The 17,200-nt window shown below is 63.2% G+C and carries 19 protein-coding genes; 10 read left to right on the top strand and 9 right to left on the bottom strand.

All coding sequences use genetic code 11. The features are described from left to right. Positions 1 to 80: 80 nt before the first annotated feature. The 3 genes from FJ419_RS15820 to FJ419_RS15805 all read left to right on the top strand — a co-directional run bounded on the left by FJ419_RS15820 (position 81) and on the right by FJ419_RS15805 (position 2,610). Positions 81 to 665, top strand: a complete 585-nt coding sequence (locus tag FJ419_RS15820; RefSeq protein WP_140694763.1) for a DUF1214 domain-containing protein — start codon at positions 81 to 83, stop codon at positions 663 to 665. Then, positions 658 to 1,206, top strand: a complete 549-nt coding sequence (locus FJ419_RS15815; protein ID WP_140694760.1) for a DUF1254 domain-containing protein — start codon at positions 658 to 660, stop codon at positions 1,204 to 1,206. The genes FJ419_RS15820 and FJ419_RS15815 overlap by 8 nt, the downstream gene beginning before the upstream one ends. 396 nt (positions 1,207 to 1,602) lie before the next feature. Next, positions 1,603 to 2,610, top strand: a complete 1,008-nt coding sequence (locus tag FJ419_RS15805; protein ID WP_140694757.1) for a DUF2336 domain-containing protein — start codon at positions 1,603 to 1,605, stop codon at positions 2,608 to 2,610. Positions 2,611 to 2,615: 5 nt separating this feature from the next. Here FJ419_RS15805 and FJ419_RS15800 read toward each other — a convergent pair whose 3' ends face one another. From FJ419_RS15800 to FJ419_RS15790, 3 genes are all read right to left on the bottom strand, one after another. Next, positions 2,616 to 2,963, bottom strand: coding sequence for a DUF1491 family protein (locus tag FJ419_RS15800; protein ID WP_140694754.1), 348 nt, complete (start codon positions 2,961 to 2,963; stop codon positions 2,616 to 2,618). A gap of 69 nt (positions 2,964 to 3,032) precedes the next feature. Beyond that, positions 3,033 to 3,821, bottom strand: coding sequence for a peptidoglycan-binding protein (locus tag FJ419_RS15795; protein ID WP_140694751.1), 789 nt, complete (start codon positions 3,819 to 3,821; stop codon positions 3,033 to 3,035). Further along, a complete protein-coding gene (locus FJ419_RS15790; protein ID WP_140694748.1) occupies positions 3,796 to 5,532 on the bottom strand; it encodes a PAS domain-containing sensor histidine kinase in 1,737 nt (578 codons plus the stop codon). Before FJ419_RS15790 ends, FJ419_RS15795 begins: the two co-directional genes overlap by 26 nt. A gap of 556 nt (positions 5,533 to 6,088) precedes the next feature. Between FJ419_RS15790 and FJ419_RS15785 the strand changes: the two genes are divergently transcribed. Then, positions 6,089 to 6,481: a DUF5330 domain-containing protein gene (locus tag FJ419_RS15785; protein WP_140636163.1), complete on the top strand. Its 393-nt coding sequence runs from the start codon at positions 6,089 to 6,091 to the stop codon at positions 6,479 to 6,481. A 172-nt stretch (positions 6,482 to 6,653) separates the two neighbouring features. After that, positions 6,654 to 7,082, top strand: coding sequence for a SufE family protein (locus tag FJ419_RS15780; RefSeq protein ID WP_140636165.1), 429 nt, complete (start codon positions 6,654 to 6,656; stop codon positions 7,080 to 7,082). An 80-nt stretch (positions 7,083 to 7,162) separates the two neighbouring features. On the opposite strand, the gene FJ419_RS15775 is transcribed toward FJ419_RS15780, so the two are convergent. Then, the gene (locus FJ419_RS15775; RefSeq protein WP_040991330.1) at positions 7,163 to 7,588 is read right to left on the bottom strand and encodes a MucR family transcriptional regulator; all 426 of its coding nucleotides are present in this window, start codon (positions 7,586 to 7,588) and stop codon (positions 7,163 to 7,165) included. 417 nt (positions 7,589 to 8,005) lie between these two features. Further along, positions 8,006 to 8,350 carry an SH3 domain-containing protein gene (locus FJ419_RS15770; protein ID WP_246679216.1) on the bottom strand — a complete coding sequence of 115 codons (345 nt, stop codon included), beginning with the start codon at positions 8,348 to 8,350 and terminating at the stop codon, positions 8,006 to 8,008. A 131-nt stretch (positions 8,351 to 8,481) separates the two neighbouring features. Here FJ419_RS15770 and FJ419_RS15765 point away from each other — a divergent pair, with 131 nt between their 5' ends. The 3 genes from FJ419_RS15765 (at position 8,482) to FJ419_RS15755 (ending at position 12,100) form a co-directional block, all read left to right on the top strand. Next, the gene (locus FJ419_RS15765) at positions 8,482 to 10,593 is read left to right on the top strand and encodes a S9 family peptidase (RefSeq protein WP_140694741.1); all 2,112 of its coding nucleotides are present in this window, start codon (positions 8,482 to 8,484) and stop codon (positions 10,591 to 10,593) included. Positions 10,594 to 10,696: 103 nt separating this feature from the next. Then, positions 10,697 to 11,086: an SET domain-containing protein-lysine N-methyltransferase gene (locus tag FJ419_RS15760; protein ID WP_095766869.1), complete on the top strand. Its 390-nt coding sequence runs from the start codon at positions 10,697 to 10,699 to the stop codon at positions 11,084 to 11,086. 201 nt (positions 11,087 to 11,287) lie between these two features. After that, positions 11,288 to 12,100, top strand: a complete 813-nt coding sequence (locus tag FJ419_RS15755) for an LON peptidase substrate-binding domain-containing protein (protein WP_140694738.1) — start codon at positions 11,288 to 11,290, stop codon at positions 12,098 to 12,100. Positions 12,101 to 12,111: 11 nt separating this feature from the next. On the opposite strand, the gene FJ419_RS15750 is transcribed toward FJ419_RS15755, so the two are convergent. The 4 genes from FJ419_RS15750 to FJ419_RS15735 form a co-directional block, all read right to left on the bottom strand. Next, a complete protein-coding gene (locus FJ419_RS15750) occupies positions 12,112 to 13,059 on the bottom strand; it encodes a cytochrome c (protein WP_140694846.1) in 948 nt (315 codons plus the stop codon). Positions 13,060 to 13,069: 10 nt separating this feature from the next. After that, a complete protein-coding gene (locus FJ419_RS15745) occupies positions 13,070 to 13,504 on the bottom strand; it encodes a cytochrome c (RefSeq protein WP_140694735.1) in 435 nt (144 codons plus the stop codon). 193 nt (positions 13,505 to 13,697) lie between these two features. Beyond that, positions 13,698 to 14,300, bottom strand: a complete 603-nt coding sequence (locus FJ419_RS15740; RefSeq protein WP_140636177.1) for a superoxide dismutase — start codon at positions 14,298 to 14,300, stop codon at positions 13,698 to 13,700. Positions 14,301 to 14,508: 208 nt separating this feature from the next. After that, a complete protein-coding gene (locus tag FJ419_RS15735; protein ID WP_140694731.1) occupies positions 14,509 to 15,387 on the bottom strand; it encodes a branched-chain amino acid aminotransferase in 879 nt (292 codons plus the stop codon). A gap of 151 nt (positions 15,388 to 15,538) precedes the next feature. Here FJ419_RS15735 and FJ419_RS15730 point away from each other — a divergent pair, with 151 nt between their 5' ends. Together FJ419_RS15730 and FJ419_RS15725 are read left to right on the top strand one after the other, a co-directional pair. Further along, positions 15,539 to 16,201 (top strand): haloacid dehalogenase type II, encoded by a 663-nt coding sequence (locus FJ419_RS15730; protein ID WP_140636179.1) that lies wholly within the window; start codon positions 15,539 to 15,541, stop codon positions 16,199 to 16,201. Between the two features lie 171 nt (positions 16,202 to 16,372). Continuing rightward, a complete protein-coding gene (locus FJ419_RS15725) occupies positions 16,373 to 17,191 on the top strand; it encodes a L,D-transpeptidase (RefSeq protein ID WP_140694728.1) in 819 nt (272 codons plus the stop codon). Positions 17,192 to 17,200 lie beyond the last annotated feature (9 nt).

Raw genomic sequence — 17,200 nt, 5'->3', positions numbered from 1 at the left:
GACGGCCCTGGCGTGAAGCCGGCTTGCCACGGCACCCCGCGCCGCGATATCCCGGGCAACCTCCTCAGTTTGCGGCTCTCATGCTCAAGAACGCCATCCTGACGCTGCTTTCGCTTGCCATAGCCATCGGGCTTGGCGGTTACAGCGTCTGGTATGCGCTCAATGCGCAGGACGGCGTCGGCGCGATCCGCATCGGCCAATGGACCGCTTTCCCGGAAGTCGGGACACTGGCCGCCGACCCCTACTCCAAGGCGCGCGTGGCTCGCGAGGGCGTGCTGGCGCTCGGCCAGGCCGAGGGACTCGCATTCGTCGCCGAGGGCGATGATGCCGGCGAGCCGCTGAAACGCGAATGCACCTATACGATCGAAGGCGGTTATCCGACCGCCCGCTTCTGGACGCTCTATGCCGCGGACCAGTCGCTTGGCGTGATCGACACAGGCAAGCCGAGGCAGTCGGCGCTGCAATCCTACGAAGTGCTGCGCCAGCCCGACAATTCCGTCGTCATCTCCGTCAGCAGCCGCCCGGCGCCCGGAAACTGGCTGCTGACCGGCGGCTCCGGCAAGATGTATTTCGTGCTGACCTTCTACGACACGCCGATCGCCTCCAGCACCGGCCTCTCGGACGTGACACTGCCGCGCATCCTGAAGGCGGGCTGTAATGCGTAGACTGCTGCATGCCCTGATCCTCGGCCTGCTCGGCGCCGGCATCGTGCATATCGTTGTGCTGTTCCTGGTGCCGGAATTTTCCGAACGCGATGCCTGGTCGCGCCTGGCGATGGCATCCGACCTCTATAAGATGACGCGGCTAGACGCCGAGGCCGGCGGCGCGCCGGTGGTGAAATCGGTGGATCCATTGTTTTATGCGGCCGCCTGCCGCTTCAACCTTGCCGACGGGCTGGTCAGGATCAGGGCGCCGGGCGACGTGCCGTTCTGGTCGGCCTCGGTCTACGACCGCAACGGCCACAACATCTATTCCTTCAACGACCACAACGCCAATGGCGAGAAGCTCGACGCGGTGGTGTTGACTCCGGCGCAGATGATCGATGTGCGGCGCGACCTTCCGGAGGAGCTGCAGGGCGCGATCTTCGTCGAGGCGCCGATCGAGGAAGGCATTTTCGTCGTCCGCGCCTTCGTGCCGGACGGGAGCTGGAAGCCGATCGTGTCACGCTTCCTCGAGCAGGGCGCCTGCGAATTGCAGGACTACTGAGAAAGGCGCCCGATCAGTGATGCGGCTTGGCAGGCGGCGGAGAGCCCGGCCTGTCGGAGCCGCTGTCGCCGGGCCGCGCCTCACCGGCCTGCGGACGCAATTCATAACGGACGCCGGGGAAAATGATGACCGCCGCCGCCGTCGTGGTGTCGTGACTTGCTCGGTTTACAGGTGCCGCTCGCGGCACAAAAGACAGGACCATGCCCATGGTTCGCGCATTCCTCTCGGTTTGACCGGAGCACAACGCAACGCCTCCAAAGTTGATTAAGGGGCGTAGAGGGTTAACGGAGCGCTAACGGATCGCGGCTAATTTGACGTTTGTTTTCCTGAAGATGCGAAACCGGCCCGGCCGGATTGCGCGGTTCGGGATTGTGTCGAGTATCGGGCGTATCCTCCGTGTCATCTTCCGATTTCAGGCAAATCGCTATCCGGACCGAAGCGGGAAAGGCCGAAAGGCTGTTCCGCGCCGCCGTGTCGGCCTTCTGCTCGCTGACGCGTCCCTCGCGCCGCGAGATCGCCCAGCTCGAAGACCTGACGCTGCCGCTGTTCGACGAGGTCTCGGTCGAGTCGCGCCGCTACGTCGCTGCCGCCCTTTCCGAATGCGATTACGCACCGACGGCATTGGTGCGGCGTCTGGCTGAAGAGCCGGTCGAGATCGCAGCTCCCCTGCTCACCCGCTCCAACGCGCTGAGCGATATCGACCTCATCGCGCTGATCGGCCGGCACGGGCTACCGCACGCGCGCGCCATTGCGCGCCGCAAGGAGCTCAACCCGACGATCGCCGACCTGATCCGCGTGCTGGAAAAGCCGACACTGGTCAAGGCACGGCCGCCGGAGACGGTCACCAGGCTTGCGCCGAAACCCGAGCCGGTGGCCAAGGCGGACACCGACCGTCCCGCGCCAGGCGAAGCCGCGGAGCAGGCGCGGCGCCGCCTGCGGGCGATGATGCGCCCGACCGGCGACGCTGCCGACGTCAACACCTTCCTTGGCCAGCCGGCCTATGTGAAGCTGCGCGAGACGGCGCTGACGGGAAACGCTGCATTCTTCCAGACCGCGCTAGCCGATGCGCTGGAGATCGACTTCGCGACGGCCCGCTCGGTGACCGGGCAGTCGAGCTATGTCGCATTGCTTGCAGCCCTGCGTGCCCTCGACCTCAGCGAAGACAGGGCCTTCCTGATCGCGGTCGCGGTCTATCCCGGCGAGTTCCCGCATCCGCAGGCAATCCGCCTGTTCCTCGACCGCTACCGGTTGCTGCACCGCGAGGCGGCGCTGGACAAGGTACGCGCCTGGAAGGCGGAGACCCTTTCGCGGGCGATCCGCGACAATGCTCCCGACGCGGTGAACATCGAGAGCCGCGAAGCCTCGAACAGCGACGAGGCGAGCGCCGGCCTGAAAGCCTCCTGACACGGTTATCCCGCCTTCACGGAAAGAAGCTCCTCGACGGGAACGGTCCCGCCCTCGATCTCGACCACCCAGATGTCGGAATCGAATTTCTTCTCCCGCTCCAGCCGCGCATCGAAGGCCGAGCTGTCGTCGCTCGTGCCGAGCACAGCGAAAAAGCGCTCATCGGGCTTGGCCGAATCGTAGCTGGTCTGCGGCGCCGGCCCGTAGAAGGTCACCTCCCCCAGACGCCCGCGCGACAACACGAAGACGGCGCCAGCCTCGGTCGCGCCGCGCTTGACGACGGCGGCGAAGCCGCCGGCGCCGAACACGCGGCGCACAAGGGCCGAGACCCAGAGATCGGTGGTCACGCGCATGGGAAGGTTCCGGATGGCATGCGCGGTTTCTTACAGCAAGTATGAAGGAACCGAAACGATCGCTGCCGCTCAGTTCGTCAGGCCGATCTCGCGCATCTTTGCGTAGACCGCCTCGTCCGGCTCGCCGGTCTCGGGCAGTCCGAACAAGGCCTGGAATTCCTTGATCGCGGCCTTTGTGCGGGCGCCGACCTTGCCGTCGAGCTGCATGTCGCCATTGCCGAACGCCTTGAGGCCGGCCTGGATCTTGACGATGCGGGCGTCGGGCGGCTGCGTGGTGCCATCGGCCGGAGCAGAGACCTGGATCACCTGCGGTTTGGCCGCCGCGGCGACTGCGCCATCGGCCGGTCGCGGCGCCGGGTGGGGAATGGCCGCCGTCGTCTGGCGGGCGCCAAGCTGGTCGAGCAGCGCGCCGTTAATCTCGCCCGACCCCGGCAGCCCGACTTTCAACTGGTAGGCCTGGATCGCCTTGCGCGTGGCCGGCCCGGTGAGACCATCGACCGTGCCGTCATAGAAATCGAGGTCTTTGAGAATGCCCTGCACCTGCTGGACGACCGGATCCGGCTTGACTGTCGGCTGCGCCGGCGCCTGGCGCACGATGTTGATGGTGGTCTCCGGCTCGTCGGAGACCGTATGCGGGAAGTTCTCGATGCTTCGGGTGGCGAAGAAGGCGCCGGTATGCGGAAAGGGCTGATACCACAGCGCATTGGCCGAGACGTAGAACAGCGTCACCAGAAAGGCGGTCGAGCCGCCGACCAGAACCGGATTGCTGGCGATCAGTTGACCGACGGCAACCGCGCCCTCGGCAAGAACGCCGCGCTCGGGTTCGACCACCTTAGGCCGTTTTGCGGAGCGAGCCATTCCCCTCCCCATTTGCGTCCCCCTTCGGCTTGGCCGCCGGCATGGCCAGCACGCCGGATGGCGCACCGGATCGCCGCTTCGGCCCGTTCACCGGCAGGCCGATCGTCACCGTGGTGCCCTCACCCGGCGCGCTCTCGATCGACATCGTACCCTCGTGCAGCGCCACCAGGCCCTTGACCAGCGACAAGCCGAGCCCGGTCCCCTCGAAACGACGCGTGTAGTCGTTCTGGATCTGCATGAACGGCTTGCCGAGATTGGCCATGTCCTCCTCGGCGATGCCGATACCGGTATCGCTCACCCAGAAATGCAGGTGCGAGCCGACGCGCTTGGCTCCGATCACCACGCTGCCGCCATCGGGCGTGAACTTCACCGCGTTCGAGGCGAGATTGATCAGAATCTGCTGGACGGCCCGCCGGTCGGCATTGATCTCGCCCGCATCCGGGGCAATCTGCGTGGCAAGAACTATGCTCTTGGCGTCAGCCAGTGGTCGCATCATCGAGCGGCACATGTCGACGGCCTCGACAAAGCGGAACGGCTCCATCTCGGTCGCATAGGCGCCCGCCTCGATGCGCGAAACATCGAGGATCGAGGTGACGACGGACAAGAGATGCTGGCCGGACTCCTTGACCAGACCGACATATTCCTTCTGACGCGGATCCTTGAAGGCGCCGAACATCTCATGCAGCAGCATGTCGGAAAAGCCGAGGATAGCATTGAGCGGCGTGCGCAGCTCGTGGCTAACCACCGCCAGGAAGCGGCCCTTGGCCACTTCGGCAGCCGCAGCGGCTTCTCTCGCCTGCGCAAGCTCCTCGCGCAGTGCAGCGACGTCGTCGTTTTCGCGCAGAACCAGGGTGAAGACGTCGCGGTCGACTGCGCCGCACAGCAGCTCGAGGCTGAACGGGCGGAAATTGTCGACCGCGCCAGAACCCTCGCGCGGCAAGCGGATGCGCAGATCAAGCCGGCGTTTCGGGGCGCCCTCGCGCATGTCGGCCAGAGCGGTGAGATAAGCGACGCGGTCGGAAAGATGGATGCGGTCGAACAGGCCGGTGCCGAGCAGAAGCTCGGGCGCCAATTTCAGGATCGAACGTGCCTTGGCGGACGCGTCGACCACTTCGCCCTGGCGCCCGAGGCGCAGCACGACGGCGTCGATGACGTCCTCGAGACGATCGCCGGCAGGTTCCGCCGACCGTAAGCCGGCCGGATTGGCGAAGGCGGTGGCCCGCGGCAACAGCGTCAGCGCCCAGGCGAGCGGCAGCAGCCAATGCCAGGCGGCGATCTCGCCGAGCGGCAGCAACTGCCCGGCAAAGCGCTGCAGCACGATAGCGGCAAGCGCCGCCAGCGCGCCCGTCAGCGCAGCGCGCCGCGACTCTGAGACCCACCAGCTTTCAACCGGCAATGCGACGGCAAGGAGTGCCGCCGGCGAGGCCAATCCGCCCGCCGCGGCGATAGCGCCGGCTAGGGCAAGCCCCCCCAACACGACCGCCATGCGGCCGGCAAGCGCCATATGGCCGGTGGCCGCCACCAGAAGCGCCGCGAACCAGCACAGGCCGAAAGCGGCAAAGATCGCGGCTATCGTGACGGCGGCGCCGAGACTTGAAGTGACCAGCGTGACCGCGGCGCCCGCGGCAAGGAAGGGCGCGGCAAGCATGACGCCGATGAAGCGGCGCTGGCGCAGGCGTTCCGCCTCACCCGTCACGGTCGGGTGAACCATGCGTTCGCAGCCGGCGGAAACCGCGCCAGGCAATTGAACGTATCTGGCTGAAATAGAACTCAACGCACGCGTACCCGGTCGTGAAAAACGCCTGCCTGGCAGGTGACTCATCAATTGGCTTGAAACTCGCATCCAGCGTTTAAGGAATGGATAAGGCTGGCGAAGCCGGCGGCCGCGCCAAGGCAAATATTGCGATGCCGGCCCCGCAAAGCATGCCGAGTTGGCGCCATGGTAAACGGCGGGTTAGCCGCGAGGCCTGTGCCACAATCGGCCGAAACCTGAACCGGCTAAGCTCTTTTTGGAATAAAATCGTTTTATAACAATGCGATACATGGTTATCATAAAGTTAACGAAATCGATGAAATTCGACACAAGCTCATGTCAAAACAGATCCTTTCGAATTTGCCTAAAATTTGAGGAAAATTCGCGGCTTCGATGCAAGCCGTCCTTTGCGTGACCGTGCCATTATCGTGCCCATAAAAGAGGTCATGCCGATGGATGCGTGATCCGTCACGGATGGATGCACTCATTCCATCCCGGATGAGAGGCAAGTAAGATGGGCTTTCTGATCAGGATGGCTTTCTGGTTTTCGCTGGTGCTGCTGGCGCTGCCGCTCGGCGTCGGCCCGGGCGAGAACGGCCAGCAGAGCGTCGGACCGATCCAGGCGCTGTTTGCGGCGCGCGAGGCGGTCGGCGACATTGCAGGGCTCTGCGAGCGCAAGCCCGATGTCTGCGAGACCGGCAAATCGGCCATGTACACCATCACCGTTCGCGCCAAGGAAACGGCCAAGATCGCCGCAGCCATGATCGACGACCAGCAGTCCGGGCCGGCAGGCGCGCTCGAAACGAAGGTCGCGGATGGCTCCGTCACGACCACCGGCAGCGTCGCCGAGGACATCGTGCTGCCAGCCAAGGTCAACATTCCCGTGATGTTGACGGCCAAGAACTGAATTCTTTCCGACCGTTCGCTCGGCACTTTAATTTAGCGTAATTCCTGGCGCAAAACCGCCTACGTGCTTTTCCTGGGATTGCTCTAACGCCGCGGGCCCGTCTGACCTCTCGACGCCCGCGGCGTCTTTCTTTTTCCGTGACGCGGCCGTGTCGGGCCACTATATGCGGGCAATGGCCACCTCGATTCAGACCATCCGCGACGACTTTTCCCTGCTCGACGAGTGGGAGGACCGTTATCGCTATGTGATCGAGCTCGGCGAGGGCCTGCCGCCTTTCCCTGAGGAGGAGCGCACGGCTGCGAACAAGGTGCCTGGCTGTGTGAGCCAGGTGTGGCTCACCACCAGGCAGGGAGCGGGCGCCGATCCGGTGATCGGCTTCCAGGGCGATTCGGACGCCCATATCGTGCGCGGCCTCGTCGCCATCATGCTGGCGCTGTTTTCAGGCAGGCATGCAAGCGAAATCCAGAACACGGACGCCGAAGCGACCCTTAAGGAGCTCGGCCTTGACGAGCATCTGTCGCCGCAGCGCGCCAACGGCCTGCGTTCGATGGTCAAGCGCATCAAGCGCGATGCGGAAGCGGCGCTGAAGCAGACGGCCTGATCCGACCGATATCGCTCCCATCAGGAAAGCAAAACGGCGCCGCAAGGGCGCCGTCGAACTGCTTGACGAGCTGAGATCTATCAACGGCCCTTGCGCTTGCGGCCCAGACCCATCTTCTTGGCGAGCTGCGAGCGGGCGGCAGCGTAATTGGGGGCGACCATCGGATAGTTGGCGTCCAGGCCCCACTTCTCACGGTACTCTTCCGGCGTGAGATTGTAGTGGGTCATCAGATGCCGCTTCAGCGACTTGAACTTCTTGCCGTCCTCGAGACAGACGATGTAGTCGTCATGGACCGAGCGCTTCGGATTGACGGCCGGCTTCTGCTTCTCAGCCGACGGCTGCTCCGACGAGCCCCCGACGCGGCCCAACGCGGCATGGACGTCGGCGATAAGGTTCGGCAGTTCCCCAACCGGCACCGGATTGTTGCTGACATAGGCGGCGACGACATCGGCGGTCAGCTCGATCAGCGCGTCACCGTTTTTCGAAGGTGTTTCGACAATTTCCATAGTGCTAAGGCCCCAACGAGAGTTGTTTCTATAACTGCGCCCTTTTTTATGGATCGGGCATCGCGCGGATTTCGTTCAGGAAAGGCTCTGAGATTCGCGTCGGTTATCTTAATGACGCCGCATTGAAAGTAAGTCAATTCGCATATTGACTTATATTGGTCGATATTCATCAACTATTGCCGATTCAGCTTCAAAAATTCGTGCGCTGTGTAACTTCGCGAGATTTTTCTGGTCAGACCAGCATGGCATGACGTCGCGTCATCCGCATGTTAGACATCCGATCGCCACTCGACACAACCTTCAATGCTTGGCTAATGCTTGGGTGCCCTTTCGCCTCCACAACGAATCCTGCGGCACAACGAAGCGCAAGGATACCGCCTTGGCGGCTGGACCCGACAAGGCGACGCGACAGATCCATCAGTAAGGCGCGATATGTTTCCCGTAGACCCAGCCGGTGACGAAATGACCGTTTTGCGCCGGGTCGTGCCAGATCTCGCACCAGCGATAGCGGATCGCCTGGCGCTGCTTCCGCTGCGGTTGGCGGGCGATATCGAGCAGGTTTACGCCGCCGGTGCAGCGGCCGGTCATCTGCAGCACGGTGCCGTTCGGATAGGCGGCCTGTTTCTGCGATGTATTGGACGGATATTTTCGCGCATTGAGCGTATCACCGAACGGCACCCCCGCCACTTGCCAGGCGGCAAAGACGGTTGCATGAGACTGGCTGGAAAAAGCCAGACCTGCCGCTACGACGGCAACAGACATTGCGGTAGAAACACAGGATTTCATCTTTCCCCCTTCGACTTAGCTTCTGTTCCACCTTGAACCGCGCCCGTTGAACCGCCGCTGAGCGGCGTGTTCATTCGTCATTCAAGCAGATTCCGCAGCGAGACGTAATGACCAGAGCTTCCGCCTTGACTTCCGCCTTCCCGGCCGCCAGCCCGCCGACCCCCGAGAAACGCCCGGTTTCCGACGCGCATCACGGCATCGTCCGCAGCGACGACTATGCCTGGATGCGGGCCGACAACTGGCAGGCCGTGTTCCGCGACCCTTCCCTGCTCGACGGCCGCATCCGCGCCCATCTCAATGCCGAGAACGCCTATCAGGCCGCGCTCATGGCCGGCACCGGGGACCTGCGCGCCAGGCTGTTTGCCGAGATGAAGGGGCGCATCAAGGAAGATGACGCGACAGTGCCCATGAAGGACGGCCGCTATGCCTACGGATCGTCGTTCCGGCAGGGCGGCGAGCAGCCGCGCTATTTCCGGACGCCGCGCGACGGCGGCACTGAGGAGATCCTGCTCGACGGCGACGCGGAAGCCGAGGGCAAGCCCTATTTCCGGCTTGGCGGCGTCGACCATTCGGCCGACCACGGGAAGCTGCTGTGGGGCTTCGACGACAAGGGTTCGGAGTTCTTCACGCTGCGCGTGCGCGATCTTGCGAGCGGCAGAGAACTTGCCGACCAGATCCCGGATACGGGCGGCGGCGGGGTCTGGGACGCCGGCGACGGCGGCTTCTTCTACACCCGTCTCGACGACAACCATCGTCCGTCGAAAGTGTTCTTCCACGCGCTGGGCGACAGGTCCGAAAACGACCGGTTGATCTATGAGGAGACCGATCCGGGCTTCTTCATGGATGTCGGCGGCACGCGCGCCAACGACTGGATCATGATCGGCATCAACGATCATGAAACGTCGGAATACCGCCTGCTGCCCGCCGATGATCCAACCGCAGAGCCGAAGCTTGTGGCGGTGCGCGAGACCGGCCTGCAATACGATCTGGAAGAAGGCGGCGACGTCTTCTTCGTCCTCACCAATGCCGACGGCGCCAAGGACTTCAAGATCATGACCGCGCCGGTCGACGATCCCGGGCGCGCCAACTGGCAGGAACTGGTGCCGCACGAGCCCGGCCGGCTGATCCTCTCGGTCCTCGGCTTCAAGCATTACATGGTCAGGCTCGAGCGCAAGGAAGGCCTGCCGCGCATCGTCGTGCGCGAGCGCGCCGGCGGCGAGGATCATTTCATCTCTTTCGACGAGGAAGCTTTTTCGCTCGGTCTGTCCGGCTCCTACGAATATGACACCGAAGTGATGCGCTTCACCTATTCGTCGATGACGACGCCGGCGCAGGTGTTCGACTACAACATGCGCAGCCGCGAACGCGTGCTTTTGAAGACGCAGGAAGTGCCCTCCGGCCACGATCCTGCGCACTATGTCACGCGCCGGCTGATGGCGCCGGCAGGCGATGGCGAGTTGGTGCCGATCTCGCTGCTATATCATCGCGACACGCGCCTAGACGGTTCGGCGCCCTGCCTGCTTTACGGCTACGGCTCCTATGGCATCACCGTTCCTTCCGCTTTCAACACCAATTGCCTGTCGCTGGTCGATCGCGGCTTTGTCTATGCCATCGCGCATGTGCGCGGCGGTAAGGACAAGGGGTACGGTTGGTACGAGGACGGCAAGCGGGCAAGGAAGATGAACACCTTCACCGATTTCATCGCCTGCGCCCGCCATCTCGTTGCCGAGCGCTACACACAGCACGACCGCATCGTGGCGCAGGGAGGCTCCGCCGGCGGCATGCTGATGGGGGCGATCGCCAACATGGCCCCGGAAAGCTTCGGCGGCATCGTCGCCGAGGTGCCGTTCGTCGATGTGCTGACCACCATGCTCGATGCCAGCTTGCCGCTGACGCCGCCGGAGTGGCCGGAATGGGGCAATCCGATCGCCTCAGCCGCCGACTACGCGACGATCGCCGCCTATTCGCCCTACGACAATGTGGCGGCGCTCGACTACCCGCCGATCCTGGCGCTGGCGGGCCTGACCGATCCGCGCGTCACCTATTGGGAGCCGGCGAAATGGGTGGCGCGGCTTCGCGAACGCAAGGCAGGCGGCAACCCGGTCCTGTTCAAGATCAACATGGATTCCGGCCATGCCGGCGCCTCGGGTCGCTTCTCGCGGCTGGAGGAGATCGCCTATATTTACGCCTATGCCTTGAAAGTGACAGGCAAGGCCTGATTTTCTACTCGCAATCGCACGGCTCGCGCGCTAGGCAATGCGCCGTCGTTTTTGGTCGTGGCCATTTCGGGGCCGCGCCCCCGATACATTCGCAAGGTTCGCTATGCTGCTCGTCGACGTCTATCTCGACAAATCGCCCATCCAGGGCATCGGTGTTTTCGCCAAACACCGCATTGCGCGCGGCACATTGATCTGGAAGCTCGATCCAAGGTTCGATCGACGCATTCCCGTGGAGACCTATGAGGGCGAATCCGGCCCGGTGAAGTCCTATCTCGACCGCTATTCCTATCCGGATCGGCGCGATCCCAACTTCATCGTCTTCGAGGCGGACGACGCCCGCTATATGAACCACGCGGACGACCCGAACTGCGATATCTCCTCTCCGGAAGAGGCCTACGCGTTGCGCGACATCGCGCCCGGCGAGGAACTGACCTGCGACTATAACCATTTTTTCGAGAACGGCTTCGACTTCCTGGGCGACCGCCACCCGTAGAGAGCGCTGAAATCCCAGGTCAGGATTGACAAACACCAGACCTTCGGCGCACCTTCCCGAGCGGTGGATACAACCTGCTGCTTGCACCCTCCTGGGTACGGTGAATGTATCGAGCCAATTTCGGCTCCCCTTTGCCCGAACGAACGGGTCAGCAACGCAAGCCCCTGACGCTTTCCGTTCGTTTATGCAGAGGATGATTTCATGCGCGATTTCCGCGACGCCAAGGCTATGGCGCGAACGCTAAGCGAAGCGCTGGCCGCAAAATCCGTTTCTCTTTCCCACAGTGAAAGCCTGGAGTTGATCGCCAAGATTCTTGGCCTCCGCGACTGGAACGTGCTGGCCGCAAGGATTCAGGGAACGGCGCCGGGAGTGCCGTCAGGTGTGATCCCTTCATGGCCTACGCAAACAGAAGTCCCCGTTTTTCCCATGCGGGATTTTGTGCTGTTTCCGCAAACGGTCGCACCTGTTTTCGTGGCGCGCGACAAAACCCGGCGCGCCGTTGAACGTGCCATGGCCGGCGATCGCCGGGTTATTGTGGTCGCCCAGAGGCATGGCGCCGATGACGACCCCGGCACTCTTCAATCTCTCTATCCGGTAGGTGTTACGGCGAGCGTGATAAATAGCCAGACACAAATGGACGGCGTGCTCAAGGTCACCGTGGCCGGCCTTCAACGCACAGCCATCACACGCCTGACCGACGGCGAATTCCTGGCTGCCGAGATAGAGCCGATTGAAGAGCAGCGTAGCCAGTCGGAAGAAGCTACCTCACTTTCCCACACGGTACTTGAGGCATACCGAATCTACGCCAATATCGACCTTTCCTCGCTGCCAGTGCGTCAGCGAGTCCGCTTCGGCCTTCCCTCCACTGAAAATCCCGGCCTGTTGGCCGATTCAGTCACCCAATTGCTGTCGATAGGCATTGATGAGAAGCAGCAGATCTTGGAAACCGGCGATGTCGTGGCACGGCTCGAAAAGGTGCTCGAGCTGATAAATACCGCCCAGCCCGGACAATAGGCCGGGTGTCCTCAGCTCGCCGGCTTGCGCGCCGGATAGCCGTTGGGGCGCGGCGGGACGGCCTTGAGGTAGGCGGCAATCGCCGCGCGGTCGTCGGCGGTCAGTTGCGCGATGTTGCGCTGCACGTCGACCATGGCGCCGCCGACCGAATCGAAATCGGGCGTGAAGCCGGTCTCGAGATAACTGGCGATGTCGGCCTCGGACCAGTCCTTGACGCCCTTCCCGTCGGGGGTGATGTTGGGCACGATGCCGGAGCCTTCGGCCGCCACGGCGCCTGCCAGCCACTCGCCTTTCCTGACGCCGCCGGCGAAATCGCGCGGCGTGTGGCATTCGCCGCAATGGCCCGGTCCCTCGACTAGGTAGCGGCCGGCGAGAACCTTGTCCGGCGCGCCCTCTGGCACTGCGATCACGGGTTCGGGGCTGAGATAGACAAGCTTCCAGAGGCCAATGCCGCGACGGATGGTGAAGGGGAAGGAAAGCCTGTGATCCGGCGCCTTGCCGGCAACCGCCGGCAGCGTCTTCATGAAGGCGTAGAGATCGGCGACGTCGGCCGGCTTCATGCGCGCGTAGGACGCATAGGGAAAGGCCGGATAGAAATGCTCGCCGGATGGAGAGACGCCTTTCAGCATGGCGTTGGCGAAGTCCGCCTCGCTCCAGGCGCCGATGCCGTCCTTCCGGTCCTGCGAGATGTTGGGCGGAACGAAGGTGCCGAACGGCGTCTTGAGTTCCAGACCGCCGACGAGCTCGAGGCGGGCGTCGCCCTGGGCGCCAGGTCTGGCGTGGCAGGAGGTGCAGCCCCCGGCGTAGAAGATCCGCTTTCCCCTGGCGGCGTCGCCAGGGCCGAGATCAGCGACGGTGCCGGCGTCCAGCCTGACCGGTGCCGACAGAACCCAGCTGGCGCCAGCCGCGGCGGCGCCAAGCACGACGACGGCGCCGACAAGCTTCCTCAGCCAGGCCATCGTCAAGCGATCAACTCTTCTTGATCCGGTAGGTCTGATGGCAGGTGCCGCAATCGCCGCCCAGCGTGTTGAGCTGCGCCTTCAGCGCGTCGACATCGGTCGGCGGGGAAGCGACCGCGGCCTTGGTATCGGCCAGGAACTTGTCCTCGGCCGTCTTGAAGCCCGCCATGTCTTCCCAGATCTTCGGCGCGGCCGTGGTGTCGCCCTTGTCGGAGCCGGCCGGGAACAGCGTGTCGACATCGAACTTCTCGGCATTGGCTTGCAGTGCCTTCAGCGCGTCCAGCACGGCGGCGGCATCGAAAGGCGTCTCGCCCTTGACGACCTTCGAGATCTGCCCGGCGAGCTTGCCGCGTTCCTTCATCAGGGCCTGGCGACCCTTGATCGGATCGGCATAGGCCGAGCCGGCAAAGGCAAGCAGAGAGATGGCGATGACAAGCTTTCTCATTCAATTGGCTCCGTTGATGAAGAGAGTTCGCTGGCGCAATTCCGGACGGAAAACCGTTCAATACTTTTCCTGGAACTGCTCTGGACGTTAACGAGGGTGATGGTGGGGTTATTCCCCGGCGCCGTGACGATTTTGCCGGATTTCTCCTGAAAAAGAAAAGCCCCGGCGAACCGGGGCTTCTCATCAAAATCACTCAGGCTTGAGCCTTCTCATAGAGCTCCAGGACGTGGTCCCAATTGATCAGGCTGTCGACGAAGGCCTCGAGGTATTTCGGCCGCGCGTTGCGGTAGTCGATGTAATAGGAGTGTTCCCAGACGTCGACGCCGAGGATCGGCGAGCCGCCATGGACCAGCGGGTTCTCGCCGTTCGGGGTCTTGGAGATTTCCAGCTTGCCGTTCTTGACCGAGACCCAGGCCCAGCCGGAGCCGAACTGGGTGGTGCCGGCGGCGATGAAATCCGTCTTGAACTTGTCGTAGCCGCCGAGATCGCTGTCGAAGGCCTTCTGCAGCGCGCCCGGCAGCTTGTTGCCGCCGCCGCCCTTCTTCATCCACTTCCAGAAATGAATGTGGTTGTAGTGCTGGGCCGCATTGTTGAAGAGCCCGGCATTCTTGCCGAAGGACTGCTTCACGGCCTCTTCGACCGACAGGTCGCCCATTCCGGCCTCGGCGGCGAGCTTGTTGCCGTTGTCGACATAGGCCTTGTGGTGCTTGTCGTGGTGATACTCCAGCGTCTCCTTCGACATGTAAGGCTGCAAGGCCTCGTAGTCATAGGGCAAGGCGGGCAACTCAAAAGCCATGGATGGTACTCCCTCGAGGAAAAAGTCCGGTGAAACTACCGAACTAAGATAGGTCTGGAACGGATTGGGGCAACTCCGAATGGAGCGCCGAGCGACTTTTTAGAGCAATTCCGGGAAAAGTGTGAAACGGTTTTCCGCCCGCAATTGCGCAAAACAGGAAGATGGAGCGGTTCGCCATTTCAACGAAACGGTGAGCCGCTCTGGCGGCTCAGGCGGCGGACGTCGAATGCGCCCACTCCCAATAGAGCTCGCGCGCCTTCTTGGCCACCGGACCGGGCTGCAGGTCGTGGCTTTCGATGCGCGTGACCGGCACGACCTTGGAGTGGTTGCCGGTCGAGAATATCTCGTCGGCTTCGAGGAAATCGCGGACCGACAGCGTCTTCTCGGTGGTCCTGAAACCGTAATCGCCGAGCAGGCTGATGGTGCGCGAGCGGGTGATGCCCGAGAGAAACGTGCCGTTTGGCGCCGGAGTCATCACATGACCGTCCTTGACCAGGAAGATGTTGGAGGTCCCGGTCTCGGCAACATTGCCCAGCATGTCGAGCACCAAAGCGTTATCGAAGCCGCGGTTCTTGGCCTCCAGAATGGCACGGCCATTGTTGGGGTAGAGGCAGCCCGCCTTGGCGTTGGTGGGCATGGTCTCGATGGTCGGGCGCCGGAACGGCGAAACGCCGATCGAAAAGCCGGATGGCGGGATCATCGGCGATTCATAGAGGCAGAGGCAGAAGCGCGTCGAGGCCGGGTCGGCTGGCACGCCCATATAGCCGCCATGCTCGGCCCAATACATCGGCCTGATATAGACCGCCGTCTTGCCGTCGAATTTCTTCAAACCGTCCCAAGTCAGGCCGACGATCTCTTCCGTCGTCATCGAAGGCTTCAGGCCAAGCGCGATCGCGGAGGCGTTGACGCGGGCGGAGTGCAGCTCGAGGTCGGGCGCGACGCCCTCGAACCAGCGGCCGCCGTCAAAGACGCTGGTGCCGAGCCACATGGCGTGGCTGCGCGGCCCGAGAATGGCGACGTTGCCCTCGTACCAGTCGCCGTCCACATAGGTCCAAGTCGCGGTTTGCGCCGCCGCCGCCAGTGTCATGTTCGCCGTCCAAGAGAATGATTTCAGGCCGCCATAGGACGATGCTTTGACGGCTGGCGTCAATTGACATCGGGAAAAATCGTTGGGGCCAGAGGCACTTGGCCGCAATCAATGCTTGCGCGGCGAGCCTGCGCGCCGCAAAACTTGAGACATGCATCATGCGGCCTATGTCTTCGACGCCTATGGCACGTTGTTCGACGTGCACGCCGCCGTGCGCCGCCACGCCGGCGAGATCGGCCCGGACGGCCAGCTTCTCTCCGAAATCTGGCGCGCCAAGCAGCTCGAATATTCCTGGGTGCGGACGCTGATGGGATCATACGCCGACTTCTGGCAACTGACCGAGCAGGCGCTGGATTTCGCTTTGCGCAAGGTGCCCTCGGCCGATCCGGCGCTGCGGACGAAACTGCTCGAAGCCTATTGGCAGCTCGACTGCTATCCGGAAGTGCCCGCCGTGCTGAAGGCGCTCAAGGCGTCGGGCGCGAAGCTCGCTATTTTATCCAACGGCTCGCCTGAAATGCTCGACGCGGCGGTCAAATCCGCGGCGCTGGACCAGATCCTCGACGACGTGTTTTCGGTCGACGAGGTCAAACGCTTCAAGACCGACCCGTCGGTGTACGACATGGTAGTCACCGGCTGGCGGCTTTATCCCGGCGCGGTCTCGTTCCAGTCGTCGAACCGCTGGGACATCGCCGGCGCGACGAGATTCGGTTTTCGCACGGTCTGGATCAACCGGACCAACCAGCCGGACGAGTATCGCGACCTCCCGCCGGGGCTGATCCTGCCTTCGCTCGAAGGTCTCCTGGCAGAGGTCTGATGCAGCTGTTGCTGCAGTGCAACAGCTGTGGCGCGGTCACAGCTTCGCCTTTTTCTGTCCACCCTCAGGCCAGAATTGGAACCGCCTATCGCCGCCGACTGTTATGAATGCCGCCGCGACGTGCCCGCGAATTCATGCTTTCTTGCAAATTGAGACCTAGAAAAGGCAACCATGTCAGACGCTTCCTTCCGCATCAGCCGCCGTGGCTTTCTCAATTTCACAGCCCTCGGCGCAGCTTCGGCCGCCGTGTCCGCCTGCACCACCACCGGTCCTGCACCAGCCCCCGTCCAGCCGCCGCCCGCCTATGTCGAGCCGCCGCTCGGCGATTATGAGACCATGTATGGCGCGATGTCGGACAATGGCTTCGACCTGCCGGCCATCCCGGTCAACAAGATCGATCACAGATTCTTGCGCCAGATCGTCCCCGATCCGACCGGACAGCGCCCGGGCACCATCGTCGTCGATACCACCGGCCACTTCCTCTATCTGGTGCGCGAGGGCGGCCAGGCGATCCGCTACGGCGTCGGCCTCGGCCGCGCCGGCTTCGAATGGTCGGGTGACGCGGTCGTGCAGTGGAAGCAGAAATGGCCGAAATGGACGCCGCCGGACGAGATGGTCGCACGCCAGCCGGAGCTGACGCAATTCAGCGCCAAGAATGGCGGCATGCCGGGCGGCCTGAAGAACCCGCTCGGGGCGCGTGCGCTCTATCTCTTCCAGGGCAATCAGGACACGCTCTACCGCCTGCACGGCTCACCCGAATGGTGGTCGATCGGCAAGTCGGTGTCGTCGGGCTGCGTGCGCCTGATCAACCAGGACATCATCGACCTCTACGACCGTGTGCCGACCAAGACCCCCGTGATCGTGACAGCCAATATCGGCGCGCCGGAAGAGAACATGCCGGAGCGCAAGGCCATTCCGATCGACAATGGCGTGCCGACGGGCTCTATCCTGCTCGGTCCGGTGAAGCGGCTCACCAACGAGATATTCTGACCCTGCGCC

Source organism: Mesorhizobium sp. B2-6-2, from assembly GCF_006440615.1.
Taxonomy (GTDB): domain Bacteria; phylum Pseudomonadota; class Alphaproteobacteria; order Rhizobiales; family Rhizobiaceae; genus Mesorhizobium.
Note: the sequence above shows the minus strand (reverse complement) of the source record. Positions and strands in the feature narration are given on the sequence as shown.

Bases quoted from the DNA above. Each gene is read 5' to 3' on its own strand.
- FJ419_RS15735 (WP_140694731.1), bottom strand. From the start codon at position 15,387: ATGACACTGGCGGCGGCGGCGCAAACCGCGACTTGGACCTATGTGGAC.
- FJ419_RS15750 (WP_140694846.1), bottom strand. From the start codon at position 13,059: ATGGCCTGGCTGAGGAAGCTTGTCGGCGCCGTCGTCGTGCTTGGCGCC.
- FJ419_RS15785 (WP_140636163.1), top strand. From the start codon at position 6,089: ATGGGCTTTCTGATCAGGATGGCTTTCTGGTTTTCGCTGGTGCTGCTG.
- FJ419_RS15740 (WP_140636177.1), bottom strand. From the start codon at position 14,300: ATGGCTTTTGAGTTGCCCGCCTTGCCCTATGACTACGAGGCCTTGCAG.
- FJ419_RS15775 (WP_040991330.1), bottom strand. From the start codon at position 7,588: ATGGAAATTGTCGAAACACCTTCGAAAAACGGTGACGCGCTGATCGAG.
- FJ419_RS15800 (WP_140694754.1), bottom strand. From the start codon at position 2,963: ATGCGCGTGACCACCGATCTCTGGGTCTCGGCCCTTGTGCGCCGCGTG.
- FJ419_RS15745 (WP_140694735.1), bottom strand. From the start codon at position 13,504: ATGAGAAAGCTTGTCATCGCCATCTCTCTGCTTGCCTTTGCCGGCTCG.
- FJ419_RS15815 (WP_140694760.1), top strand. From the start codon at position 658: ATGCGTAGACTGCTGCATGCCCTGATCCTCGGCCTGCTCGGCGCCGGC.
- FJ419_RS15820 (WP_140694763.1), top strand. From the start codon at position 81: ATGCTCAAGAACGCCATCCTGACGCTGCTTTCGCTTGCCATAGCCATC.
- FJ419_RS15765 (WP_140694741.1), top strand. From the start codon at position 8,482: ATGACCAGAGCTTCCGCCTTGACTTCCGCCTTCCCGGCCGCCAGCCCG.
- FJ419_RS15755 (WP_140694738.1), top strand. From the start codon at position 11,288: ATGCGCGATTTCCGCGACGCCAAGGCTATGGCGCGAACGCTAAGCGAA.
- FJ419_RS15760 (WP_095766869.1), top strand. From the start codon at position 10,697: ATGCTGCTCGTCGACGTCTATCTCGACAAATCGCCCATCCAGGGCATC.
- FJ419_RS15795 (WP_140694751.1), bottom strand. From the start codon at position 3,821: ATGGCTCGCTCCGCAAAACGGCCTAAGGTGGTCGAACCCGAGCGCGGC.
- FJ419_RS15770 (WP_246679216.1), bottom strand. From the start codon at position 8,350: ATGTCTGTTGCCGTCGTAGCGGCAGGTCTGGCTTTTTCCAGCCAGTCT.
- FJ419_RS15790 (WP_140694748.1), bottom strand. From the start codon at position 5,532: ATGGTTCACCCGACCGTGACGGGTGAGGCGGAACGCCTGCGCCAGCGC.
- FJ419_RS15780 (WP_140636165.1), top strand. From the start codon at position 6,654: ATGGCCACCTCGATTCAGACCATCCGCGACGACTTTTCCCTGCTCGAC.
- FJ419_RS15730 (WP_140636179.1), top strand. From the start codon at position 15,539: ATGCATCATGCGGCCTATGTCTTCGACGCCTATGGCACGTTGTTCGAC.
- FJ419_RS15725 (WP_140694728.1), top strand. From the start codon at position 16,373: ATGTCAGACGCTTCCTTCCGCATCAGCCGCCGTGGCTTTCTCAATTTC.